The following is a 1,720-nucleotide window of genomic DNA, read 5'->3' on the forward strand; positions in this document are numbered from 1 at the left end:
AGGCCCGCGCCTGCGCCTCGGTCAGATGCGCGAGGCGGATCGCCGGCACCTCCGCGAGGCCGAGCGCCCTTGCCGCCAGCACCCGGCCATGGCCCGCGATCAGCACGCCCCTCTCGTCCACCAGCACCGGCACGGTGAAGCCGAATTCGCCGATCGAGGCGGCGAGCTGCGCCACCTGCTCGGGCGGGTGCTGCCGGGCATTGTCGGCATACGGGACGAGCGAAGCCACCGGCAGCATCTCGACGCGCAGGTCAGGCCGCACGGGCGGCCTCCTGCAGCTCCATGGCGTCGCTGGCGCGCGCCACGGCGATGCCGTCGTAGTCCCGCCCGTCCTCGGCCAGCGTCACCGGCAGGTCGGGATGCAGCATCCGCCAGCGGGCGATCGCGAGGTCCACATAGGCCGGGGCGAGCTCGATGGCTCTGACCCTCCGACCCGTGCGCTGCCCCGCGAGGATGGTGGTGCCCGAGCCGGCGAAGGGCTCGAACACCGCCTCGCCCTCGTCCGTGTAGGCGCGCATCAGGAACTCGGGCAGCGCAACCGGGAACACCGCCGGATGCTCCGTCTCGATGCCACGGCCCTTGTGCCGGGTGATGCGCAGCACGGCATCGGGGATGCGCATCTCCTGCACGGGCAGGCCGATGTGGGTGTAGGCCTTCACCTCGCCGTCGGCGGCGCGCAGCCCGCTGCCCTTGTTCGGCGTGCCGGCCCATTTGCAGGGCACGATCTTGTTCGGCTGGCGCGCCTCGCGGTTGAAGTGGAAGACCAGCTCGAAGGCCGGCGCGAGCCGGCCGTTCCAGTCGCCCGGCAGGCCGGGGCCCTGGTCCCAGGCATACAGCCCGAAGCGCCGCCAGCCCTGGCCGCGCATCCAGTCGAGCCAGCCCTGCCAATAGGGCTGCCATTCGCCATCGCGATGGATCAGGCCGAGGTTGACCAGCACCTGGCCGTCGGAGCGCAGCGCCGCGGGGAGATGCTGGAGCACCCCCTGCATCAGCGCGTCCCAATCCGAGACGCCGCCGGTGGTGTAGGCGCGCTGGTTGCCGTAGGGCGGGGAGGTGAACAGCAGCGCGGCGCGGTCGGTGCCCATCACGCGGGCGACCGAGGCCGCATCGGTGCTGTCGCCGCAGAGGAGCCGGTGCTCGCCGAGCCGCCAGAGGTCGCCCGGGCGGGTGACGGCCTGGCGCGGCGGGTCCGGTTCGGCGTCGCCCGGGTCCTCGGCCGCCTCGCCCTCCCCCACCCCCTCGTCTGGCGGGTTGCCGGCGGCAACCGCCGGGCTGGCAACCGCCCCGTTGCCAGGCTCGGTTGCCACCGCCTCCAGCCCGGCGAGCAGCCGCTCGATCTCCTCCGCGCCGAAGCCGGTCAGCGCGAGGTCGACGCCGCCCGTCTCCTGCAGCTTCGCCACCTCGGCGGCCAGCAGCGCCTCGTCCCAGCCAGCATTCAGCGCGATGCGATTATCGGCGAGCCGATACGCGGCCTTCTGCGCCTCGCTCAGGCCGGCCCGCACGATGGTGGGGACGGTATCGAGGCCGAGGGACTGCGCCGCCAGCAGCCGGCCGTGGCCGGCGATGAGCTCGCCGCGCTCGTCCACCAGCACCGGCGCGACGAAGCCGAACTCGAGGATGCTGGCCGCGATCTGCGCCACCTGCTCGTCGGAATGCGTGCGCGCATTGCCGGCATAGGGCAGCAGCGAGGCGACCGCGCGCGCCTCGACGGCGCTCGCAG

At 73.5% G+C, this 1,720-nt stretch carries 2 protein-coding genes; both read right to left on the bottom strand.

The annotated features are described in order from the left end of the window. A partial coding sequence (locus ET526_RS21010) for a ParB/Srx family N-terminal domain-containing protein (RefSeq protein ID WP_240048523.1) occupies window positions 1-262 on the bottom strand: 262 nt, incomplete at its 3' end. Then, the coding region (locus tag ET526_RS21015) for a site-specific DNA-methyltransferase (RefSeq protein ID WP_135471038.1) at window positions 252-1,720 on the bottom strand (1,469 nt) is incomplete at its 5' end. The genes ET526_RS21010 and ET526_RS21015, both read right to left, overlap by 11 nt.

The sequence above is a fragment of the Crenalkalicoccus roseus genome, from assembly GCF_004761865.1.
Taxonomy (GTDB): Bacteria; Pseudomonadota; Alphaproteobacteria; order Acetobacterales; family Acetobacteraceae; genus Crenalkalicoccus; species Crenalkalicoccus roseus.